Below are 22,195 nucleotides of genomic sequence, written 5' to 3' on the forward strand. Positions count from 1 at the left end.
CTAGTCGGCCCCGCTGGAATTTTCCGCATGCCGATGCCACAGGATGCATAAGGTGTGGCTATGGTAGACGTCAGACCGGTAGCGGCACCAGGCACGGCTTTGCATGATTCGATTGTTATCGATTTAATTGCAGGTAATTAGCGAGTCATTCCCGACTACCGGGCTTCAAATATCGATATATATCGGTTATAAATTGACAAACGCCCCAGCACACTCCGGCTCAGGGCCATCATAGAGGTCACCCATGAAAACCCTCAACTCCACGCCCCGTGCCGATGGTTTCCACATGCCCGCCGAGTGGGCCCCGCAAACCCAGGTGTGGATGGTCTGGCCGGAGCGCCCGGACAACTGGCGCCTGGGCGGCAAGCCGGCACAGGCTGCGCATGTGACCCTGGCCAAGGCCATTGCCCGCTTCGAACCTGTCACCGTCGCGGCCTCCGCCGGCCAGTACGAAAATGCCCGTCGCCAGCTCGACCAGCCGAACATTCGCGTGGTCGAAATCAGCAACGACGACGCCTGGGTGCGTGATACCGGCCCAACCTTCGTCATCAACGACCAAGGTGAAGTGCGTGGTGTGGACTGGGGCTTCAATGCCTGGGGCGGCTTCGACGGCGGCCTGTACGCGCCGTGGAACCGCGACGAGGAACTGGCCGCCAAGGTGCTGGAAATGGAGCGCTGCCAGCGCTACCAGACTGAGGGCTTCGTGCTGGAAGGCGGCTCGATCCACGTGGACGGTGAAGGCACCGTGATCACCACCGAGGAATGCCTGCTCAACCGTAACCGCAACCCGCACCTGAACCGCGAGCAGATCGAAGCGGTGCTGCGCGATCAGCTGGCGGTCGACACCGTGGTTTGGCTGCCCGATGGCCTGTACAACGACGAAACCGACGGCCACGTCGACAACTTCTGCTGTTACGTGCGCCCGGGTGAAGTGTTACTGGCCTGGACCGATGATTCCAACGACCCCAACTATGCGCGCTGCCACGCGGCCATGGAGGTGTTGAAGAACACCCGCGATGCCAAGGGCCGCGAGTTCATCGTGCACAAGATGCCGATCCCGGGCCCGCTGTTTGCCACCGCTGAAGAGTGTGCCGGTGTCGATCAGGTGGCCGGCAGCCAGGAGCGAGACCCGTCGGTGCGCCTTGCCGGTTCGTACGTGAACTTCCTGATCGTCAACGGTGGCATCATCGCGCCAAGCTTCGACGACCCGGCAGATGCCGAAGCCAGAGCGATCCTGGCAAAGATCTTCCCTGACCATGAAGTGGTGATGATCCCTGGCCGCGAATTGTTGCTGGGTGGCGGCAACATCCACTGCCTGACTCAGCAGCAGCCCGCGCCGGTCAAGCGTTGAACGCAGCTTGAATGAAAAAAGGCCCGTCATTTGACGGGCCTTTTTTTTCGGGCGACATCCGGCGCCCAGGCTGGCATAGGTTTTGTATTGTTTTTCAAGCAGATAGCTCGGCCGGGCCGCGCTCTCGGATCTGTAACATTACCTACGTAGATTAGCCGCTCACGGGCCAGGGAGTACGTGTAGACATGAACGCAGCAAGTGAGTCGGCTTTGCGCCCATCGGCAGTGAATCACCAATCGCTCAAGGTTGTGGCGAAGTGGTTGAAACACCATGGAAGCATCAGGGTCAGGACGACCGACCCACGACGTCTGCTTGCCGGGCGCTACCCCCAAGGGCTGATCAGCGAAGCAGAGATGCAGGCGCTGATGGCGGTGTGGCACTGATCGAATTGGTATTTCTGTGCCGGCCTCTTCGCGGGTGAACCCGCTTCCACAGGTACTCCACATGTCTCGAAACCTGTGGTGACCCTGTGTGTGCAGCTTCAGCCGCGAAGAGGCCGGTACAGCAATAAAGATCAGAAGCTGTAGCTACCCGTGACCACCAGGCTACGCGGGTCCCCCACCTGAATCTGCGCCGCACTGGTCGCCGAGCTGTAGTAGGTCTTGTCGGCAATGTTGCTCAACGCCGCCCGTACATCCCAGTCATGGGTGCGGTACCCCGCCAGCGCATCCCAACGGCCATACCCTGGCAACACCGTGGTGTTCTGGTTGTCCGCATAACGCTCACCTACCAGCGTAACGCCGGTTTCGGCGTACCAGCCCAGCTCTGGTTTCCAGGTCACGAACAGGCTGGCGTTGCGCTTGGCCACATCGTTGATGCGGTTGCCTTCCTGGCCGTTGTTGTCCTTGACGATGATCGCATCCTGCAGGCCGATGCCGCCGCGTACATACCAGTTGCCGACGATATTGCCGGTGGCCGTCAACTCGATGCCGCGCGAACGCTGCAAGCCGCTGAGCAAGATGTTATTCGGGTTTTCCGGATCACGGGTGCGGCGGTTGTACAGTTCCAGCTCGTAGATGGCCAGGGTGGTGGTCAGGCGCTGGTCGAGCCAATCGCTTTTCACCCCGATTTCTTTCTGCCGGGTCTCTTCCGGCTTGGCGTCGTTGCCGTTGCCCGGTGCATCCGGGGTGATGCCGATCAAGCCGCCGCCCACCGGCGAGAAGGTCTTGCTCCACGAGGCGTAGAACGAATGATCCCGCCATGGCGTGTAGACCACGCCCAAGCGCGGGCTGGTGCTGTTGCTGTCCTGCGGTTCGCGCACGCCATCCTTGTTGGTGGTTTCCACGTCGAACTGGTCGAAGCGCACGCCAGCCAGGATTTGCCATTGATCGTTCAGGCGGATCTGGTCTTGCAGGTAAAGGCCGCGGCTATCGACCACAGTGTGGTTGTTACTCGACAGCACCAGTGTGCCATTGTGCTGCTGGTTGCTACCGGGTTTGCCCAAGCCCGGGAGCGGCTGGCTACCAGCGGTATACAGCACAGGGTCACGCTTCTGGTTGCCGAACTCCAGGCCCAGCAGCAGCTTGTGCTCCAGGCCCAGGGTGTCGAAATCGCCCTCGGCCTCCAGGTTGTTGAACAGGTTGCGGGTGTTCAGGTCCTGCTGCCAGCGCTGGCGGGTCAGGACATTGGTGCTGGCGTTGTAGCCCGTGACGTAGGTGTTGTCGAACTCGCTGTCGAGCTTGAACAGGCCCAGGGTATGGCGCAGCTGCCAGGTTTCGTTCAGCTGGTAGTTCAGGCGTGAGCGCAGGGACTGGGCGCGGTCATCGATGTAGTCGCGCTGGTCGCCGTAGGTGGTGCCGCGGCTGACGTCGGCCGGGCGGCCATTCACCCCGGGGATGCCCCGGTCGGGCGTGCGGTTGTAGCGGCTGTATTCGTACTGCACCAGCCAGTTGAGGTCGGGGGTGATCTGCCAGCTGAGCGACGGGGCGAACAGCTGGCGGCTGCCGTCGATACCCTCGCGGAAGCTGTTGTTGTCCTGGTTACCCATGTTCAGGCGCAGGCTTACGGTATCGCTGGGGTCGGCGCTGAGGTCGGCATACAGGCTGCGCAGGTCTTCGCTGCCGGCCTGTGCTTCGATGCTCGAGCGGCGGCCCTGCTCCGGAGCCTTGCTGACCCGGTTGACGATGCCGCCCTGGCTGCCACGGCCATACAGCACCGCCGCCGGCCCCTTGAGCACCTCGACCCGCTCGATGTTGTGCAGGTCGCGGATGTACTGGCTGTCGTCGCGAATGCCGTCCAGGTAGAAGTCGTTGCTGGCCTCGAAGCCGCGGATGCGCACGCTGTCAAAGCGGGTGTCGGCGCCGCTGCTGACGTTGGGGATCCCCTCCAGCGCCTTGCCCAGGGTGTTGTTGCCGTAGTCCAGCACATTGGCGGTTTTCACCGTGTCGATGGCCTGCGGCACATAGCGTACCGGCGTCGAGGTGCGGGTGGCGGTGCTCACCTCCTTGACTCGCGGGTTGTCCTTCTCACGCTCGCTGTCGGCGGTAACCGACGACTCTGGCAGCGTGGTGGTGGCGGCACTGGCCAAGCCGGCGCTGAACAGCAGCGACAGGGCAAGCGTCAAGGGGGAAAGGCGGCAGGGTACGAGCATGGACACATCCGGACCGGGCAGGTGAAAAAGAAGGCGCGAATGGTAATGCTTGCTATTTACTCTTGCTTGGGTATTTGTAAAGGGTTGTCTTTACATATGTATCTCTTTGTAACAGCCTCTGCCGCCACGGTTTGCCTGCTCTCGGGAAATTGTCCGTTCGATCAAAAGGTAATTTCCCACACGAGATAAATTGCCCGCTGATAGCGCAAACCTGCATGGAAATGCACCAGCTCTGCCGATAATTTTGGTTATATCAACCTGCATTTCACGACTTTTTGACATTTGTAATCGCACACGGCTAGGATTCGGCCAACGCCTGCTGGCCATTATCTTGGCCATGCTGCTGCCGAGGGCTGCCGTGTACTTACCAGCTGGCCCACCAGGCGGGATCCGCATAGCGTCGAACCTACGAAGGGGCGTTGGTTCCTGGCGTCATATTGCAGAGCGTTTTTGATTAAGAAATAAGGAAAACAACATGTTGAAAACCAGGATCAGCCTGGTCGCCTTGGCGATGATCGCCGCGACCCAGGCACAGGCCAATGACCAGGCCGACAGCAAGGGCTTCATCGAGGACAGCCACGCCAACGTCCTTCTGCGCAACGCCTACATCAACCGTGACAAGAAGCACGGCACCGATGACCAGATCGAATGGGGCCAGGCGTTCATCGCCAACTTCTCCTCCGGCTTCACCCAGGGCACCGTTGGCGTCGGCGTCGACGCATTCGGGCTGTACGCCGTGCGCCTTGATGGCGGCAAAGGCCACAACGGTGGCGGCGGCGTCGACTTCTTCAAGCCGCACGAAACCACCAATGCCGAAGGCAATGCCAGCTCGCCGCACAACCTGGCCCGTGGTGGCGCAGCAGTAAAATTCCGCATTTCCAACACCGTGCTGAAGTACGGTGACCAGATGCCAGCACTGCCAGTGCTGCAGTACGACGACGCGCGTCTGCTGCCAGAAAGCTTCACCGGTACCCTGATCACCTCGAAAGAGATCGAGGGCCTGGAACTGAACGCCGGCCGCTTCACCCAGGAAGCGCGCAAAAGCGCCGAGCGCCGTGACGGTGGCGGCCTGAAGTCGATCAACGTCTTCGGTGGTAGCTACAAGTTCACCGACAACTTCACCGCTTCGCTGTACACCGCAGACAACGAAGACGTGATGAAGAAGCACTACCTGGGCTTGAACTACGTCTTCCCGATCGCCAGCGACCAGTCCCTGACCCTGGACTTCAACGGCTACAAGTCGGACATCGACAACAAGTACGTACAAGCCGCTGGCCTGAATGGCGACTCCAACACCATCTGGAGCCTGGCAGCCACTTACGCGTACGGTGCGCATTCGTTCACCCTCGCGCATCAGCGCAGCACCGGCAGCACCGGTTACAACTACGGTTTCTACCAGAACGCCGGTGGCGTGGGTGACGGTGGTTCGACCATCTACCTGGCCAACTCGTACTGGTCCGACTTCAACGCCGAAGACGAGCGCTCCTGGCAGCTGGGCTACGGCCTGGACTTCGGTGCCTACGGCATCCCGGGCCTGACCTACAAGCTGGCCTACGTGGTGGGTGACAACATCAACACCCGCAACGTCGCCAACCCGCAGGGCTTCGGCGAAGGTAAAGAGCGCGAGATCTTCAACCAGATCCGTTACGTGGTGCAGGACGGCCCGGCCAAGGACCTGTCCATCAAGCTGCGTAGCTCGTTCCTGCGCACCAACAACGCCGTGCAGCAGAACGGTTACAACGACGACGGCAACGAAGTCCGCGTATTCGTCGAGTACCCGATCAGCATCTTCTGATCCTGATCTGGAGCATCGAACAGCCCTGGCTTATGCCGGGGCTGTTTCTTTTCGGCGCACGGTTTTTGCTGCAACGGGCATCAGTTCTCCTGTCTCCGGCGCAAAACTGTCGCTACGCGCCATCCGCCACATCCGCGCATAAAACTCGCTTTCAATCGAGCCACTGAGCAATTCGCCTGGCTTGAGGAACGTGTGCAGGTCCGAAAACAGCCCGATCTCGCTGGGGCTGATGCGCCGGGCAAGGTGCTTGGGCTTAAGCTCCGAAGGGTGCTCCAGGCCGGCAGCAGCCAGCATTTCGGCCAGTGCGTGCAGTGTGTTGCGGTGGAAGCTGGCTACCCGCTCGGCCTTGTCTGGCACCACCAGGGCGCGCTGGCGCAGAGGGTCTTGGGTCGCCACGCCGGTCGGGCACTTGTTGGTGTGGCAGCTCTGCGACTGAATACAGCCAATGGCAAACATGAAGCCGCGTGCCGAATTGACCCAGTCAGCGCCGATGGCCAATACGCTGGCGATGTCGAAGGCACTGACGATCTTGCCCGCCGCGCCAATGCGAATGCTGGAGCGCAGGTTCAGGCCGACCAAGGTGTTGTGCACGAACATCAGGCCTTCGCGCATGGGCACGCCCATGTTGTCACTGAATTCGCGTGGAGCCGCGCCGGTACCGCCTTCCTTGCCATCAACGACGATGAAGTCCGGGGTGATGCCGGTGGCCAGCATGGCCTTGGCAATGCCCATGAACTCCCACGGGTGGCCCAGGCAGAACTTGAAGCCCACGGGCTTGCCGCCCGACAGCTCGCGCAGGCTGGCCACGAATTGCAGCAACTCGACTGGCGTGCGGAAGGCACTGTGCGCGGCCGGAGAGATGCAGTCTTTACCTGCGCGCACGCCACGGGTCTCGGCAATTTCGGCGCTGACCTTGTGCCCTGGCAGGATACCGCCGTGGCCAGGCTTGGCACCCTGGCTGAGCTTGATCTCGATCATCTTCACCTGCGGCGAGCGGGCCTGTTCGGCGAAGCGCTGCGGGTCGAAACGACCGTCCTCGGTACGGCAGCCGAAGTAGCCACTGCCGATTTCCCAGATCAGGTCACCGCCATGTTCACGGTGATACGGGCTGATGCTGCCTTCGCCGGTGTCGTGGGCAAACCGGCCCATGCGCGCACCGCGGTTGAGTGCGGCGATGGCGTTGGCGCTGAGGGCACCAAAGCTCATGGCGGAAATATTGAAGATCGAGGCCGAGTAGGGCAGGCGGCATTGCGGCCCGCCAATGGCGATGCGGAACGAGGCCGGGTCTGGCGTGGCCACTGGCAGCATCGAATGGCTGATGAATTCGAACCCGGGCTTGTAGGCATCGTTCAGGGTACCGAAGGCTTTCTCGGCGCTTTCGTTCTTGGCGCGTGCGTACACCAGCGAGCGCTGCGAGCGGGAGAACGGCAGCTTGTCGTCGTCACCCTCGATCAGGTACTGGCGGATTTCCGGGCGGATGGTTTCGATCAGGTAGCGGATATTGCCCAGGATCGGGTAGTTGCGGCGCACGGCGTGGTGGCTCTGGCGCAGGTCGTTGAGCCCGACCAGGCTGAGCAGGGCAGTGATCAGTGTGATTGGCCAGAGCCAGGCATGTTGGGGCAGCAGCGGCAGGCTGGCAAAGGTGAACAACAGGCAGATGACGAGGCAGGCGTAGCGGCTGGGCAGAGAGTGATTCATGGGTCCATCGCAGGCAGGATGACCGGGCATAGGATAGGCAAAGGCGCGGAGGGGAAAACCTGGGTAATCGGTAAAAGACTGTTACCTGATAGCGTATTCCCACAGAAAATAGCGTTAGCCAGGCAGCAGTATGCTGACCCGCAACCCACCGCCCTCGCGGTTCGCCACCATCAGCTCACCGCCATGGCTGTTGGCAATCCGCTGGGCAATGCTCAACCCCAGCCCATACCCGCCGGATGCCTGGTTGCGCGACCCTTCACCACGCACGAACGGGTCGGTGATGGTTGTCAGCAGGCCCGGCGCAATCCCCGGCCCGCGGTCGTTGATGTGGATGAACACCCCATCTACAGCCCGTTCCAGTGTGACCGAGATGTCCTTCGCGTAGCGCAACGCATTGACCAACAAGTTTTGCAGGCAGCGTTGCAGCAACAGGGCATCCAGCTGCGAACACCCCACCTTGCCATGCACCGGCAGCGCTTCTTCGGCGCTGGCCAGCTCGGCGCACTGGCGTGCCACCAGCCGGTCCAGGTCCACCTGCTGCAAATTCAGCTGCTCGCCCGCGCGCAGGTAATCGAGTACCTGGCCAATCATGTCGTCCATCTGGGTAATGTTCTGCCGCAGGCGCTGGCGATGTTCGTCGTCCGGCAGGCGCTCCAGGCGCAGGCGCATGCGGGTCAGCGGGGTGCGCAGGTCGTGGGACACGGCGGCCAGGAAGTAAGCCTTGTCATTGACCATGGCAATCAGCCGCTGCTGCATGGCGTTGAACGCCTGGGCCGCCTGGCGCACTTCTTCCGGGCCATCCAGTGCCAGGGGAGGCTGCTCGAGGTTGCCGCCCAGGCCGCGCGCTGCGTCGGCCAGGCGCCGCAACGGGCGCAGGCACAGGCGCACGGCAATCAGGCACACCAGCAATACCGCGACAATCCGCAGCGCATACACCCGCAACAGGTAGTCGCTGATCAGCACCCAGGCCGATTCGCCACTCCAGCCCTGCAGTTCCTGGCCCTCGATGGTCAGCCAGTGGCCGTCGGCCAACGGCACCGCGAACTGCACATGCGCCTGGGCCGTACGCAGGCCGAACAGGCTGCGCCAGACAATCGGCTGGCCCAGCTCATCGGTCAGTCGCACCTTCAGCAGGCGCACGTCTTGGGCATGCCCCAGTTCGTACTTGAGGGCCTGCTGTAGCAACAGTTCGACGCGCCTGCGCCCCCGGCGCTCGTCATGTTCAGGTGTGGGTAGCGTTTCGGCGCAGCGCAACTGATAGTGCGCGGGCACCTTCAGCGTGCCGGCCTGGCAATTGGCCTGGGCGATCAGGGGGGCACTGCGCACGGCGATCAGGCGAATGGGCGCCTCCAGTACCTGGGCGAAACGCACATCGAACCAGATGCTGCTCGACATCAACTGGATCACCAGCGTGCCGCTGATCATGATCAGCAGCAGCTGGCCAAACAAGGTGCGCGGCCACAGCCGGCGAAGCCAGCGCATGTCAGGCATCGGCCGCGAGGCTGGCGATACTCAGCAGGTAGCCTTCATTGCGGATGGTGAGGATTTGCGCGGCACCTGCTGGCGCACGCCGCAGTTGCTGGCGCAGGCGGCTGACGCACATGTCCACCGAACGGTCGTCGGGCAGGTGGTCGCGGCCAAACGCGCTGCGGGTCAGCTGGTCGCGGGAGACCACCCGGTTGTTGGCTTCCAGCAGTTGGCGCAGCACGCGGTAGTCGGAGCGCGGCAGGGTCAGGGTTTCGCCATCGGGGCGGGTGAGCAGCCGCTTGACGTGTTCAAGGCGAAAGCCGGCGAACAGCTGCGCATCCACCACGGCGCGCTCTTCGGCGGGAGTGTCCAAGCGTTGCGGGCGACGCAGCACGGCCTTGATCCGGGCGATCAGCTCGCGGGGCTCGAAAGGTTTGGCCAGGTAGTCGTCGGCACCCACTTCCAGGCCGATGATGCGGTCCAGCGTGCTGCCCTTGGCCGACAGCATGATCACCGCCAGGCCTGGCGTCGCTTGCAACTGGCGGCACAGGCTAAGGCCATCTTCACCCGGCAGCATCAGGTCGAGCACCACCAGGTCCACCTTGTGCCGGACCAACTGTTCGCGCATCTGCTCACCATCGGCTGCGGCTAGCACGTTGTAGCCGGCATCGGTCAGGTAATCACAAAGAAGTTCGCGGATCTCGTCGTCATCGTCGACAACCAGCAAGGTCGTGCTCATGCGGGAAAACACCTGTTCGGTGAGGGCCGGTGGCGCTCGTTACGTTCAATTACATCCCCGTACATGTCGGGTCTGGAGCCTGGAGGGCCGATCCCTAGAATCCTAACAAAAAATCATCTGCAAATACGAAGCCTTCCCAAATGAATCCCAAGCGTATCCCGCAAGTGTTCACCCCCATCAGCCAAAGTGGCAATCGCCTCAAGCCGCTGGCGTTTTTCGTTGCCGTCGCCATCAGTGGCGGGGCCATGGCTGCCGATGGCAAACCTCTGGAGCTGGACGCCACGCAGATCGAAGACAGCGCTCTGCTGCCGGCCGACGATGCTGGCCTGCTAGGCTACACGGTCGAGAGCACCCGTAGCTCCACCGGCCTGGCGCTGACGCCACGCCAGACGCCGCAATCGGTCACCACCATTACCCGCCAGCAGATGGATGACCGCGACATCCACACCATCGAGCAGGCGCTGGAAACCACGCCAGGCGTAACGGCCAACAAGTCCGAGGTGGGTGGGCGTACCGACTACCGTGCCCGGGGCTACTCGATCAGCAACTGGAAGGTCGACGGCCTGCAGACCCAGGGCGGTTCCGACTTCAGCGGCAGTGGCAACGCACTGAACATGGACCTGTACGAACGCATCGACATCGTGCGCGGCGCCAACGGCCTGCTGGGCGGCACCGGCGACCCCTCCGCCACCGTCAACCTGATCCGCAAGGCACCCACCAAAACCTTCGGCGGTAGTGCCTATGCCACTTACGGCAGCTGGGACAAGCGTCGTCTGGGTGCTGACTTGAACCTGCCGCTGTCCGAAGATGGCCGCCTGCGTTCGCGCTTCGTGATGACCCAGCAGGATGCCAACTCCTTCCGCGACAACCAGTCCGAACGTTCCCGCGCCGCGTTGGCCAATTTCGAGTTCGACCTGGACGACGCCACTACCTTGGGCGCCGGTTACCAGTATGAATACAACAAGGTCGTGGGGGGCGGCTGGGGCGCGAACGTTCCGATCTGGTACCGCGACGGCAGCAAGACCGACTTGCCGCGCAGCACCAACGTGGTGCCCAGCTGGAGCTTTGGCGAGTACACCACCCGCACTGCGTTCGGTTCGCTCGAGCACCGCTTCGACAACGACTGGACGTTGGACCTGAAAGCCGCCCAGGCCACCACCGAAGCCCTGAACCATCGCGGCCTTGCCAAGGTGAACTCGGCTGGGCGCGGCAGCTACGGCGGCTATTGGGACCAGGACGGCAGCGGCGCCGTACTGAATGGTTTGCACAGCTCCAGCGACACCACCCAGCAGTCCGCGCAAATCGACCTGTCCGGCCCGTTCCAGCTGTTCGGCCGCACCCACCAGGCCATGGTCGGCTACAACGACAGCCGCACCGTCGGCTGGTCGCCTCAGTACACCTGCACCATGGTCGGCGACGGCATGACCAGCGCGCCTGCAGTGGGTTGCCAGTTCCGCGCCAACAACGGCTTCCCGGTGACCGACTGGCACAATGGCGTAGATGACGACTACGACCTCATCGCCTCGCGCACCGGCCTTCACAGCAAAACCACCACCCGCCTGCAGGGCATGTACGCCGCCACCCGCCTGAGCATTACCGACCCGTTGTCGGTGATCGTTGGCGTGCGCACCAGCAACTATTCTTCGGTCGCCCGCAGCGTGGCCGGCGAGCGCAGCAGCCAGGAAGAGAACGGCATCGTCACCCCCTACCTGGGCGCGGTGTATGACCTCAACGACAACTACTCGGTGTATGCCAGCTACACCGACATCTTCACCCCGCAAACCTCTGAAACCAGCAGCGGCAGCAAGGTCGAACCGATTCGTGGGAAAAGCTACGAAACAGGTATCAAGGGTGAATGGTTCGATGGCCGCCTGAACGCCTCGGCGGCGTACTTCCGCACCAAGCAGGAAAACAAGGCCGTGTTGGACGGCGACCTGACCACCCCGACCGGCGGCAGCGCCTACAAGGCCGGCTCCGGGCAGGAAACCGACGGTATCGACCTGGAAGTCGCAGGCGCGCTGACGCCCAACTGGAACGTCTACGCCGGTTACACCTACCTGCACTTCCGCCGCGTCGACAGCGACGGCCGCAGCGACCCGTCGCACCTGTTCAAGGCCTCGACCACCTACCGCCTCAGCGGCCCGCTCGACCGCCTGACCCTGGGCGCCGGCGTGACTGCGCAGACCAACATCCGCGCCATCTCCAGCCCAGCTGGCCAGCCCACGAACGGTGTGAGCAATGGTGCCACTGACGTGAACTGGTCCGGTTATGCCATCTGGAATGCCATGGCCAAGTACCAGCTGACCGATGAGACCAGCGTCAGCCTCAACGCCACCAACCTGTTCGACAAGCACTACTACACCCAGTACGGGTTCTATGCCGGAGCGATCTACGGCGACCCGCGTAACCTGTCGTTGACGGTAAGCACCACGTTCTGACCAACCGTTCCCACAGGTCTGCGCGCGGTCCCTGCATCAACCGGCTTCTCCAACTGGCCCTCGAAGCTGTTTCAATCCTCGCCAAACAGCTCCACCAATTGCGAGGTCATCGTGCATCGCGCATCCAGATATCTGGTTGACAGATATCTGGATCAGAGATATTTTCCACGTTATGTTGGTGCGCTTGGACAACACAATGCGGGTCATAACGAAAGCGGCGGTTACCAAGGCGATTGAAGCTCACGGCCAGTGGAAAGCGTCGCTTAGCCTGTGGCTGACGACCTTCGACAGAGCGACGCTACGCTTTGAGTCTTTTGAACAGTTGAGGCAGACGTGGGCCACTGTGTCTGGCTGGAACGTTGATCGCATCCCCCACTCAAAACTCAGGCCCACCAGCCGCAAAGGGCCGCTTGATATCTACGTGTTCGATATCAAGAAAAACGAATGCCGCCTGATCGCGTGGCTCAATGCGCGAACGGGCACTCTCTACATCAAGGCCATTTTGTCGCACGCCGAGTACGACAAATGGTGCCGAAGCGATATCAGGTAGCAACCTGGGCCGCGCGATATTTCAATTCGACAGGTGACAACATGAAGCGGGATAAAATCGAAGCCAATGGACTAGATGCCTTCATCGCTAATATTTCACCCATGCTCGATGGCCTGAACACTCAGATGGCAACCATGGCCCAACTTCTAGCCGCCTGCCATGACCCCATCAAGGACGATGCCGAGCTTGAGGCACGCATGGCATTGATCGACGAGCTCTACTTCCATGCGGACAGCGAAGGCCACGCTGCGGCACGCTTTGCCGAGATGGTAGCGGACCGCGTCTACGAGTATGAGAGTGAGTCTGTATTGGTGCCGTTCGCGAGCCAGGCCGAAGCGTTGGCCTTTCTGCTGTCGGACAGGGGCGTGAAGCAGAAGGACCTGTCGGCGATAGCGACCCAGAGCGCGGTATCCGAGATTCTGAACAACAAGCGAAAGATGACGGTTGCCCAGATAAAGGGCTTTGCTGAGTTTTTCAGTGTACCGGTTGAGTTCTTCATGCATGGGGTGGTTTGAAATCAAAGCCTTTGCTTGACCGAATGCTCCATATGAAGCGACCAGGCATAAAAAACCTCTCAATTTGTGCAGGGTTGCCGGACCAGCCATAGCCATGGTGGCTGTATTGGTGTAGACGTTCTGTCAATACACTGAGGTGAGTGTTTTACAATCTTGCGAGCCCCGCGGTGGTGGGGTATCGCAGGGTCGATGATGCACTTTGCTTTAGCGCAAAAGGAGTTGCTTTGGAGCACCATTCAACCGGCAAGCGCGGCGTGAGTTACGATCCGCCGCAACGGCGGCAACGCAGGGACATCCCTTCCATCGTGCGCCGGGTGACGATGGGCGTTGTGGTCGTCTGGTTGGCACTTGTGGCAAGCCTGGGCGGCTGGATAACACAGCGCCTTACGGCAGAAGAACTCGACAACCTGGCGGCAGGCGCCGAATACGAAGCCCAGATTACGGGGCGAATCGTAGACCGCCTGTTCACCGAAATGGCCAGCGTGGCCAACATGGTGGCCCGTCAAAGCGAAGTGATCCAACTCGCTGCCCGATATCGCCATGATCCGCCCGGCTTCGCCGCACTCACGCGTGAGGAGCGCGCTTCGAAGTTCACCCGTGACCCGCTGGTGCGAAGCGTGGGTGATTTCATGGATAGATTGGCCAGCGATCTCCACTATGGCCGTATCTACATGAACAATCTCTCAGACGATACGGTGACGGCCAGCAACTGGGCGGAGTCATTCAGCATCGTTGGCCAGATCTATACGGGCAGGGCCTACCTCATCGACGCATTGCGCACCGGCAGTGGTGAGATGTTCGGCATCGCCCGCTTGAACAAAACCCCCTCCTATTTCGTCGCCAGCCGCATCGACGATGCTGACGGCAAGCCACTCGGCTCTGTCACGGTCAAGTTCGACGCCCCGGACATCGCCCTTTACCTGACAGGGCGTCACATTGCCTTGATTGTGAACCGTCAGGGGCGCGTGACCACCGCGTCCAGCGAACCCTTCATGCTGCGTAACGTGGCGGCACTGCTCCCGCCCGATATTCGCAGGCCTCTGGATGGCGACGAAGAGCCGGGCGAGCCCATGGATATCCGCGCAGTGGCAGGCGCGGCTCACGCCGATCAATGGCTCATTGGCGGGCACCCTTATCTGGTGCATCGCCAGCCCCTGAACGACGCGCAATATCAGCTGCTGACGCTGGCAAAGCTTGATCACCTGCAGCCGATGCGTCAGCAGTATTACTGGACCGGTGCCTCTGTAGCAGCGCTCGGGTTGATCTTGATCTTGCTCTCCAGCCGTGTGGCCGGGCAGATGCTGTTGCGCCGCCAGGAAGAACGCTATGCGGCAAACTATGACGCGCTGACCGGGTTGAAGAATCGGCGTGCAATCCTGGCTGCCTTGCATCGGCATTTCGCGTTGGCGAAGCGAACGGGGCAGGGGGTGCTGGTGGCGTTTATCGACCTCGATGAATTCAAGGCGATCAACGACACGTACGGGCACGAGGTGGGGGACAAGTTCCTGATCGAAAGCAGCCGGCGCCTGCAGGGTGGATTGCGGGCGTCGGATGAGCTTGGGCGCTGGGGTGGTGACGAGTTCGTTGTGAACGGCTTGACCGCTTCGGTCCACCCGGACGAAATGGCCAAAACTGCCGCAGCGATGCGCAGACGGCTGGTGCCGCTGCTGATTGGTAGCTACGAGTTTGACGACTGCCGGTTCGATTACGCGGGTGCGAGTTTTGGTATTACGAGTGTTGATCCCGCTGCGACTTCGCTGCAGGCTGCGCTTAAAGTGGCGGATCAGTTGATGTATGCCGATAAAGAGGTGCGGCGGGGGGGGCGGAGGGTTTGAGAGGGGGCTGCTGGATCGAAAGCAAGCACCAAGCTTTCGGGAGTGGCCTTCGCAGCCCGCCCCTAAGCCAGCAGTCTCTCGCAGCTTGTTGCATCCACCGCCGCATCCAGCTCAGCCCCAGCCAAATGCATTGCATAGTGTTCCATCAGCTCCGACTCCCAAGAGGCGACCTCATCCAATATGCCTGCCGCCTCATCTTCCGTCAGTGCAAAATGCTTATGCTGGCTAAGCAAGTTGGCTCGACTTAGAAGGGGACCGTTGATACCAACATCCATTGACAGTCCCTGTGCAGGCCCCTCTCCCAGTACTGGAAGAACGTCATACATTGGCGAGAGGCGCCAAGCGCCTTCCTGCCATATCACAGCGTGGTTACGAGGATGATCGTCACTGTTCCCTACGAGAGCGTTATAGGCCATTCGCCTGTAGAGCTCCTGCCTATCAGCATCTGGCGCGCCTCTGCGGTACAACTCATCGGCGAGCGCCGCGTAGATCCACCCATTGTTGCGCTGCGCATGCCATTCGGCATCGAGAAGAGTTAAGCCACTCATCATCGGGATGCGCCGAAACCGCGCATCATTCTCTGACCATTTTCGGTCAAATCGCTCTACTAGCAGCGTGTTGCCTTTTTCACTTTGATGGAGTGCTGTCCGGGCGACACTCATTCCCTTGGTAGCCGCAAAAGTCATGCAGGCATACTCAAATTTCGGTAGGTCGTAGTGATCAAATTTATCGCGTGGCTTAGCTAGAACCAGCTTGTGATCAAAACGGTACGTACGCTTGGGCCTGGCACCACCCACTGCTGAGCGCTGATCCCGTATTCTCAATGCCTCCAGCTGCTCTGCGCTCAGCTGGCTGTCATAGATCGCAGCGCAAACCTCTATGAAGTGATCGAGCCCTTTGGCTTCAAGCATTTTCACCGGCCTTTCGCCTATGCCTGGCCGCGGTGTGCGAACTTCGCCAGCCATGATATTTCCGGCGCGATCTTCGTTGGGAGACAGCAGCAGGAGCTGGATCGGAGTGAGTTCTCCCTTTAGGGTGCGGCGCAGCAGTCGTTCCCCCCAGCCATCTGGCATCGCATCATCAATGAACCCAGGAACACCGCCATTCTTATGTACCGGAAAGGGTCGAGCGGAGAGCGGATATCGTATCGGGTCGGGCACCCAACGCTTGGCATCCACGATCTCCGGCGCATAGACGAAGGTTCCCGTGCGACCAGCAAGGGTCAGCCTACCCAACGTCACAGTCTCACCTGTTTCCGGACACTCCATGTAGATGTAAGCGCGTGACATCAGAAGTCCTCCGCGTTGCTGCGCGGCAACTTTACGCGCTTGGTCGTGTTGGTTTCTAAAGAGTTGAGATCAAGCGCAGGGTCATCGATCAGCGCCTGGAAAACCCGGTCAGAGATTCCAACGGTGAACAGCGCGAGCATGAAATCGCGCAACGAAACACCGTCAGCCTTACCCCTCTCGAGGTGACGAACAGTGCGGAGAGAAATTCCAGCCAGGTCCGCAAGGTCAGCTTGCCGCATTCTCATGCGAAGACGAGCCTCCTTCATCAGAAGGCCTATACGGTGAAGCACCGAGGTGCTTTGAACAGGGAAAAATTCTTTCATAAGGTGGCACCAACCGACATCCTACAGAGGATAAGGTACTACCAATCGCACACTAAGAGAATTTTGCAGGGAGTTAAGAGTTCATTAAGTAGTACCTTATAGGCGTTAAGATGTCATGAAGTGATGCCTTATAAGGAGATTGAACTAGCACAGGTAAGCCACGGTTGTGGTTCTGGACGATAGATCTGCGTCGCTTCGGCACCAGTCCAGGCCAGATCAGGCTTCTGCTGCGACTGGCGGTTTCTGGCCAATTGCGCTCAGCGTGACCATCAGGATCACTGTGCCATTGGCTTTTAATAAGGTTAGGTGCATGGGAGCGGGGCAGTTCTGTAGCCTCGTTCCAATGAAGCCGCTGGGACTAGTGCGATCGGTGGATAACTTCATAGCGAGCTTGAGGAAGAATGCGGCGGGCTACTCGGTTCGCATGGCACTGCTGAGGCGCGTGAGATTCTCAGGCGCCTGGTTCGCGAACTGATGCTGTGTCACACATGCTCATCGCGGTTTGCCTCCAGAAACGGGCTCCATCAGGTTGTGATTATCGGGGGGTTGGGGCTGCTGCGCAGCCCATCGCAGGCAAGCCAGCTCCTACACCGATCGTGGTGGCTTCAGGGCATCTGGAAGGCAGGGGCTTGGGGGCTGCGGGGGGAAAACAAAAAAGGCCCACCTTTCGGTGAGCCTTTTTTGATACTGCGTATGGTGCCGGCACCAGGAATCGAACCCGGGACCTACTGATTACAAGTCAGTTGCTCTACCATCTGAGCTATACCGGCAATGGGGCGTCATTATAACGATCGTTTGGCGCCTGTAAACCACTTCCTTGCGAATGTTCGCAAAAGACCTAAGTCACCGGCCTAAAAGGAGAATTTTCCTACCAGCCGCGGTGGATGGTGTTGACGCTTGGCTCGTTTTTGCCCGGGTTGAAGAACAACTTGTCGTTGTCGCAGCCGCGCTTGCGGCAGGGACTTTCGGTGCGCAGGGGCAGGCCGTTGTCGCCGCCCAGTTGCATACCGGGGTGGTTCCAGCCCAGGTTGCTGTTTGGGTGAGGCGAGGTGCCGCCGGCGCAGCCGGTCAGGGTTAGGGCGAGGGTCAACAGGGCGAGGGGTTTGGCTCGGGTCACGATGGTCAGGTCCGTTGGTCCATTGTCGGTTCTGGCGCAACGCCAGAAGGCCGCGAGGCTGGCGGGCAGCGCGCGACGTCACTTTTTAATGATTTGGGGGGCGGATGATACACCGTTACGGCGGTGGGGCATTAGCCTTGTGTTGCCTGATAGGGCCTCTTCGCGGGTGAACCCGCTCCCACAGGGATCGTGTGAGTGCGGCAATTTGCGTAAGGAAATTCTGAACCATGGGGCCAAAAGCTTCTGGGTTTGGATGCTTCGGAAGTATCCTACGCGCGCCGCCGAAGTATCGCTGTTGTCGGGGAAGTGGCTCACAGATACCGTTTTCGGGTCGCTCAGGCGACCGGGTGTGAGAGCCCGACTTTGAATAAGCGCTACCTGTCATGGTGGCCGTACGTGGGCAGACCTCGGTCTGGCCGGGCTTCCTTATTCACTCGGTTTCTCACCCCGCGTACGGCTGCCGCCCCAAATCCGTGAGAAAGATTTTTGGCAGCCTCCTTTCGTGAATGAGGATTTGCCATGAAACAAGATGAGCCAGTCACCACCGCAGGCGTGGAAACCTTCCTCGCTGCCGGTAACCCATCCCTCAATCTGCTACGCGTGGAGCCCGGTGTCCCTGTGGATGCTGCCTACGAGCATGTCTCGATCCTGATGGGCTACATCAAGCACCTGGTGCGTGAGGGAGATATGGAAGACGACCATAAATTCCTGGGTGCTGCCGATTACCTGTGCGACATGGCCAAGGCGCTAATGAACGATATCGAGATCGCCAAAGGTAAGGCGCACTGAAATTTTTGCTGCCACAAAAGCCGCTTGCGCCAAACACAGGAAATGTTTATGCACAAGTGGCATTTGGGACTTGCGCGAAAGGCATGCCGGATCGCTGCGCCGCTGGTCTTTGCGCAAACGCCTGTTTTTACTGGCCTTGAGCTGCAACCCGGAATAAGCCAAACGCTTGAAATAGCGCTTGGATCCAACAGGTAATCAAAAGCTTGTTCACAGACTTATCCACAGGTTGTGCTGCGGCTAACGGTCGCGTTCCGCGAGGATAAGCAGGTTGCGTGGGGTCAGTGGATAGTCGCAAAACAGGCCCAGGCGAACGGCGTAGCCTTGTTCTTCGAGGAACAGGGCGCGATCGAGTACCAACCACAACTCCAGCGGCCGGCGGAACAGGTTGCGTACGCGCTCCAGGTTGCGTACCTCGGCCAGGCGCTGCCAGCCGGCGACCTCGAGGGCGGCCCAGTCCGGGTTGCCGGTCAAGGGCAGCTGTTTGAGGTCGGCCAGGTCGCGGCAGTATTGCTCGAAGGGCTTTTCCAGCCAGGCTACCGGCAGCGACGGCGTTGGCAGGTATTCGCTGCTTTGGCGCTGCTGGCGTTGCAGCAGGTCAAAGCCCAGGCGCCGGGCCATCGAGGTGTCGCGCTGGCGCCGCACGCGGGCGCCGGCGGTGACGGTTTCGCTCAGGGGCAGGCCCAGGTCGTCCAGCGACAGCTGCAGCCTCGATGCCTGCGCGGCTGTGGATAACGCTTGGTACTGCGGCGCCGCGATGCGGTTGTAGCAGCAGGGGGCTACGGCGAGTTGCCGGCAACCTTGCTGGCTGGCCAGCTGCATCAGGCGTACATGCAGGTCGCCACAGGCGTGCAGGGCGACCACGCTTTTGTCGCTAGCCAGGTGGCGGGCGCTGCCGCTGGCCATCACATCCTGGTGTACGTGCTGTGCTGGCAAGTGATGGTGGGCGCTCAGGGCCTGGCCGGCGGCGACTAGTTCGGCGTCGTATTCCAGGCAGGTCAACTGCTGGCCGGGTTGTAGCAGGCGACGGCCGAGGTGGCCTTTGCCGGAGCACCAGTCCAGCCAGTGGTGTGGCGGGTCGCGGAAGGCCAGGTGGCTGGCGAAGGTTTCGATCTGCTGCCATTTGCGGCCGGGGACGGCGACGTCCAGGCGGTGAGCGGCAGGTGGCAAGTCGGTTTGAGGGAGGCTGCCGAGGGCGGCGAGCTTTTGGGCTTGTTCGGCCAGTTGCGGGAAGGGCGCGGGCAAGCGGTCAGCGGCGCTGTCGGCTTCGGCGTCTGCCAGGGAACATTGGCGCAGGTGGGCGGCAAGCTCTGGGTGGGTGGTTTCCCAGGCCAGTTGCAGGGTGGTGAAGGGGCGGGGTTTCCACAGCTGTTGGTGCTCGATCAGGAACTGGTCGAGGGCCTGGAAGCGGGTGCTTAGGTGGTGGCTGTGGAGGTGGTTGGACATGGGTAGATGTGTGTTGGTTTTTAGGGCCTCTTCGCGGGCATGCCCGCGAAGAAGGCCAGGAGATGTCAGCGCCCTTGGCAGGCATCCACGCGCAGCCAGCGCTCCAGCAGCTTGAAGCCTTGTACCAGCAGGAACGAGATCACCAGGTAGAACACGCCTGCGGCAAAGAAGATTTCCACCGGCAGGTAGGTGCGGGCGATGATGGTACGGGCCATGCCGGTCAGTTCCAGCAGGGTCACAGTACTGGCCAGCGCACTGGCCTTGAGCATCAGGATCACTTCGTTGCTGTACGCCGGCAGGCCGATGCGCGCAGCACGGGGCAGCATGATGTAGAACAGCGCCTTGCCCCGTGACATGCCCAGCGCCCGCGCCGCTTCAATCTCACCTTTGGGGATCGACTGCAGGGCGCCGCGCAGGATCTCGGCAATGTACGCGGCGGTGTGCAGGGTCATGGTCAGCACCGTGCACCAGAACGGATCGCGCAGGTACGGCCACAGCGAGCTGGAACGCACCGCATCGAACTGCGCCAGGCCGTAGTAGACCAGAAACAGCTGCACCAGCAGCGGCGTGCCGCGGAAGAAGAAGATGTAGCTGAACGGCACGGCGCGCACGTACCAGTGGCGCGATGAGCGGGCGATGCCCAGCGGGATGGCCAGGATCAAACCGGCAACCACGGCAATGGCTACCAGCTCCAGGGTCAGGACCGCACCCTCGGCCAGGCGCGGTAGCCATTTGAAGATGACTTCCCAATTCATTATTCAGCCCTCGCAAAGCCGCGAGCGGCGCGTTTTTCCATGAAGTACATGCCGGTCATGGCAATGACGGTCAGGCCCAGGTAGATGCAGGCAGCGACCATGTAGAAGGTGAAGGGCTCCTTGGTCACGGTCACGCCGATTTGCGAGTGACGCATGATTTCTTCCAGACCGATCACCGACACCAGGGCGGTGTCCTTCATCAGGATCATGAACAGGTTGCCAAGGCCGGGCAGGGCGATGCGCCACATCTGCGGCAGGATGATCCGCGAAAGGATGCGGCCCTTGGAAAGGCCCAGCGCCAGGCCAGCTTCACGGTGGCCCTTGGGGATCGCCAGAATGGCGCCACGGAACACTTCGGTGGCGTAGGCGCCAAAGCACAGGCCCAGGGCGATGACGCCCGCAGCGAAGGCGCTGAGTTCCAGGCCGGGCATGTTCAGGGCTTCGCCGAGGCTGTTCATCAGCCCGACGGTGCCGAAATAGATAAGCAGCACCCACAGCAGTTCGGGCACGCCGCGAACCAGGGTCGAGTAGAAGCCGCCAAGCCATTGCAGCGGCTTGAGCGGGGAGGTTTTGGCCAGGGCGCCGAGCAGGCCCAGCACCAGCCCCAGCAGCAAGGCGCAAAGCGCCAGTTTTACGGTCATCAGGGTGCCGGCCATCATGGCCGGACCGAATCCGTGCAGGTCGATATTCATGGGCAGGTCATTTTAGGGACTGGCGCGCCACGGGGGCGCGCCGGTCAGGGCGGGTCATTCGATGCTGAACGGGAAGTACTTGTCGTTGATCTTCTTGTACGTGCCGTCGGCTTTGATTTCTGCCAGGGCTTTGTTCAGGTCGTCGCGCAGCTTGGTGTCACCTTTGCGCACGGCAATGCCGATCTTGTCGCTGTCCATCACCGGCTCGCCCTTGAACTCGAAGTTCGAGCCATCTTTGCTTTTCAGCCACTCGTACTGCACGTACTTGTCGGCCAGGATGCCGTCGATGCGGCCGGAGACCAGGTCGAGGTAGGCGTTTTCCTGGGTGTCGTAAAGTTTGACATCGACATCCGGGTAGTTGTCTTCAAGGTAGGTGCCGGCCAAGGTGGCGCGCTGGGTGCCGATGACCTTGCCTTTCAGCGACGCTTTGTCAGTCTTGAAGTCGACGTTTTTCGGCGCGATGAACTGCAGCTTGTTGGAGTAGTACGGCTCGGTGAAGTCCACGGCCTGCTTGCGCTCGTCGGTGATCGACAGCGAAGACACCAGGAAGTCGAACTTCTTGGCGTTCAGGGCCGGGATGATGCCGTCCCAGTCGGAGGTGACGACCGAGCATTCGACTTTCATCTTGGCGCACAGGGCGTCGCCGATGTCTTTGTCGAAACCAACCACGTTACCGCTGGCATCCTTGTTGTTGAACGGTGGGTAGGCGGCTTCGATACCCATGCGCAGTTTTTCTGCGGCCATGGCGTTTGCCGACATCACCAGCGTGGCAGCAGCTGCCAGGAGAAACTTCTTGTAAGTGTGCATGT

Annotated in this window: 19 protein-coding genes and 1 tRNA gene; 8 read left to right on the forward strand and 12 right to left on the reverse strand. The window is 60.9% G+C overall.

Features of this window, described 5'->3' with window-relative positions; genetic code table 11:
- Positions 1-244 precede the first annotated feature (244 nt).
- Entirely contained in the window at positions 245-1,351 is a 1,107-nt protein-coding gene (aguA, locus tag SB756_RS15885) for an agmatine deiminase (protein WP_016497575.1), read from the forward strand.
- 185 nt (positions 1,352-1,536) lie between these two features.
- Positions 1,537-1,734 (forward strand): hypothetical protein, encoded by a 198-nt coding sequence (locus tag SB756_RS15890; RefSeq protein ID WP_026034717.1) that lies wholly within the window; start codon positions 1,537-1,539, stop codon positions 1,732-1,734.
- Positions 1,735-1,865: 131 nt separating this feature from the next.
- Here SB756_RS15890 and SB756_RS15895 read toward each other — a convergent pair whose 3' ends face one another.
- The gene (locus SB756_RS15895; RefSeq protein WP_410911107.1) at positions 1,866-3,941 is read right to left on the reverse strand and encodes a TonB-dependent receptor; all 2,076 of its coding nucleotides are present in this window, start codon (positions 3,939-3,941) and stop codon (positions 1,866-1,868) included.
- 475 nt (positions 3,942-4,416) lie between these two features.
- Here SB756_RS15895 and SB756_RS15900 point away from each other — a divergent pair, with 475 nt between their 5' ends.
- Positions 4,417-5,736, forward strand: coding sequence for an OprD family porin (locus SB756_RS15900; protein WP_059394988.1), 1,320 nt, complete (start codon positions 4,417-4,419; stop codon positions 5,734-5,736).
- A gap of 30 nt (positions 5,737-5,766) precedes the next feature.
- On the opposite strand, the gene SB756_RS15905 is transcribed toward SB756_RS15900, so the two are convergent.
- The 3 genes from SB756_RS15905 to SB756_RS15915 all read right to left on the reverse strand — a co-directional run bounded on the left by SB756_RS15905 (position 5,767) and on the right by SB756_RS15915 (position 9,640).
- A complete protein-coding gene (locus SB756_RS15905) occupies positions 5,767-7,434 on the reverse strand; it encodes an FMN-binding glutamate synthase family protein (protein ID WP_410911108.1) in 1,668 nt (555 codons plus the stop codon).
- 114 nt (positions 7,435-7,548) lie between these two features.
- Positions 7,549-8,916, reverse strand: coding sequence for an ATP-binding protein (locus SB756_RS15910; protein ID WP_410911109.1), 1,368 nt, complete (start codon positions 8,914-8,916; stop codon positions 7,549-7,551).
- A 1-nt stretch (position 8,917) separates the two neighbouring features.
- Complete coding sequence (locus SB756_RS15915; RefSeq protein ID WP_341797323.1) at positions 8,918-9,640, reverse strand: response regulator; 723 nt, start codon at positions 9,638-9,640, stop codon at positions 8,918-8,920.
- A 140-nt stretch (positions 9,641-9,780) separates the two neighbouring features.
- Here SB756_RS15915 and SB756_RS15920 point away from each other — a divergent pair, with 140 nt between their 5' ends.
- From SB756_RS15920 to SB756_RS15935, 4 genes are all read left to right on the forward strand, one after another.
- Positions 9,781-12,078 carry a TonB-dependent siderophore receptor gene (locus SB756_RS15920; RefSeq protein ID WP_410911110.1) on the forward strand — a complete coding sequence of 766 codons (2,298 nt, stop codon included), beginning with the start codon at positions 9,781-9,783 and terminating at the stop codon, positions 12,076-12,078.
- 136 nt (positions 12,079-12,214) lie between these two features.
- Entirely contained in the window at positions 12,215-12,628 is a 414-nt protein-coding gene (locus tag SB756_RS15925; protein ID WP_410911111.1) for a type II toxin-antitoxin system HigB family toxin, read from the forward strand.
- Between the two features lie 41 nt (positions 12,629-12,669).
- Positions 12,670-13,143 carry a helix-turn-helix domain-containing protein gene (locus SB756_RS15930; protein ID WP_410911112.1) on the forward strand — a complete coding sequence of 158 codons (474 nt, stop codon included), beginning with the start codon at positions 12,670-12,672 and terminating at the stop codon, positions 13,141-13,143.
- Positions 13,144-13,367: 224 nt separating this feature from the next.
- Entirely contained in the window at positions 13,368-14,978 is a 1,611-nt protein-coding gene (locus SB756_RS15935) for a diguanylate cyclase domain-containing protein (RefSeq protein ID WP_410911113.1), read from the forward strand.
- Between the two features lie 62 nt (positions 14,979-15,040).
- Here the strand turns inward: SB756_RS15935 and SB756_RS15940 are convergent, their stop codons facing one another.
- The 4 genes from SB756_RS15940 to SB756_RS15955 form a co-directional block, all read right to left on the reverse strand.
- Complete coding sequence (locus SB756_RS15940) at positions 15,041-16,267, reverse strand: type II toxin-antitoxin system HipA family toxin (protein ID WP_341797325.1); 1,227 nt, start codon at positions 16,265-16,267, stop codon at positions 15,041-15,043.
- On the reverse strand, positions 16,267-16,590 hold the full coding sequence (locus SB756_RS15945; RefSeq protein WP_410911114.1) for a helix-turn-helix domain-containing protein: 324 nt from the start codon (positions 16,588-16,590) through the stop codon (positions 16,267-16,269). The genes SB756_RS15940 and SB756_RS15945 overlap by 1 nt, the downstream gene beginning before the upstream one ends.
- Before the next feature lie 694 nt (positions 16,591-17,284).
- Positions 17,285-17,360: transfer RNA gene (locus SB756_RS15950), tRNA-Thr, on the reverse strand.
- A gap of 98 nt (positions 17,361-17,458) precedes the next feature.
- Positions 17,459-17,707, reverse strand: coding sequence for a hypothetical protein (locus SB756_RS15955; RefSeq protein WP_410911115.1), 249 nt, complete (start codon positions 17,705-17,707; stop codon positions 17,459-17,461).
- Between the two features lie 519 nt (positions 17,708-18,226).
- Here SB756_RS15955 and SB756_RS15960 point away from each other — a divergent pair.
- On the forward strand, positions 18,227-18,496 hold the full coding sequence (locus SB756_RS15960) for a DUF3077 domain-containing protein (protein ID WP_016497590.1): 270 nt from the start codon (positions 18,227-18,229) through the stop codon (positions 18,494-18,496).
- A 237-nt stretch (positions 18,497-18,733) separates the two neighbouring features.
- Here the strand turns inward: SB756_RS15960 and SB756_RS15965 are convergent, their stop codons facing one another.
- The 4 genes from SB756_RS15965 to SB756_RS15980 form a co-directional block, all read right to left on the reverse strand.
- Entirely contained in the window at positions 18,734-19,939 is a 1,206-nt protein-coding gene (locus SB756_RS15965; RefSeq protein WP_410911116.1) for a methyltransferase, read from the reverse strand.
- A 65-nt stretch (positions 19,940-20,004) separates the two neighbouring features.
- Positions 20,005-20,694, reverse strand: a complete 690-nt coding sequence (locus tag SB756_RS15970; RefSeq protein WP_016497592.1) for an ABC transporter permease — start codon at positions 20,692-20,694, stop codon at positions 20,005-20,007.
- The gene (locus SB756_RS15975) at positions 20,694-21,386 is read right to left on the reverse strand and encodes an ABC transporter permease (protein WP_016497593.1); all 693 of its coding nucleotides are present in this window, start codon (positions 21,384-21,386) and stop codon (positions 20,694-20,696) included. Before SB756_RS15975 ends, SB756_RS15970 begins: the two co-directional genes overlap by 1 nt.
- A gap of 54 nt (positions 21,387-21,440) precedes the next feature.
- Positions 21,441-22,193 carry an ABC transporter substrate-binding protein gene (locus SB756_RS15980; protein ID WP_019439074.1) on the reverse strand — a complete coding sequence of 251 codons (753 nt, stop codon included), beginning with the start codon at positions 22,191-22,193 and terminating at the stop codon, positions 21,441-21,443.
- Positions 22,194-22,195: the final 2 nt, after the last annotated feature.

This window comes from Pseudomonas sp. SIMBA_068 (genome assembly GCF_046534705.1).
GTDB lineage: Bacteria > Pseudomonadota > Gammaproteobacteria > Pseudomonadales > Pseudomonadaceae > Aquipseudomonas > Aquipseudomonas putida.